1 protein-coding gene is annotated in these 884 nt (G+C 45.1%); it reads right to left on the bottom strand.

The features are described 5' to 3' along the window. Positions 1-783 (bottom strand): IS110 family RNA-guided transposase (locus IEW74_RS17210; protein ID WP_188667418.1); only part of this gene is annotated, 783 nt, incomplete at its 3' end. Positions 784-884 lie beyond the last annotated feature (101 nt).

Here is an 884-nt window from a genome sequence, read left to right as displayed (position 1 = left end):
CAAGGCTGCAACAAAGAGAGCATTTCTCAGTTGTTTACGTCCGCCCGCAATCGTTCTCTGTCCACGCATTTTACCGCTATCGCGATTGATCGGGGCCACCCCTACCAATTTAGCAATTTGAGCTTTGCCTAAATGCCCTAATTCCGGCAATTCAGCGAGCAAGATACAAGCAGTTAACAGACCGATCCCTTTTAAAGATTGCAAGACATCAGCTGCTTGAGATATTGCAGGGTCTTCATTAATACATTTCTTCATTGCTTCAATGACATCCTGTCTCTGGCTTTGCAAAAACGCCAGACTTTCTTCAATCCAGCGACTGGCAGGATTATCCTTTTTCTCACGCCTGTTTTTCTCCTGGACAATCATATGATTGAGTTGACGATAACGGGCAACCAGATCGGTCAAACGCTGTTCGTGGGCAGACTGACAAGGCAGTAAATCTGTTTCCATTCTTCTGGCAAAATCAGCAAGGACAAAAGCATCAATTTTGTCTGTTTTAGCCAATCTTCCTGACGCGCGGGCAAATTGTCTGATCTGTTTTGCATTGATCCGGCTTAGGGCAAGTTTGTTGTTCTGTAGGGCACGAACAAGGCAACGTTCATAACCGCCCGTCGGTTCAATGACAATTCGTTCTACGCCATCCAACCCTTTTATCCAGTTCACTAAAGCAGAGATGCCTTCATCCGTATTGGGATAGCTGGCATATTTCTCTTGAGGAAGAACGCAAATATCCAGCGTTGATTTGGATATATCAATGCCAATAAATCGAGTAGTATAAGTCATAGGCTTGGTCTCTCTTATACACGAGCGCGAAGCTCATTCAGCGGTGCGACAAAGCCTCTGGGTGCCTGAAGTGTTATGCTTTTTTACGAACGTCAAAGTTC

This window comes from Terasakiella brassicae (assembly GCF_014641495.1).
Classification (GTDB): Bacteria; Pseudomonadota; Alphaproteobacteria; order Rhodospirillales; family Terasakiellaceae; genus Terasakiella; species Terasakiella brassicae.
This window is presented reverse-complemented; position numbering and strand designations above follow the sequence as displayed.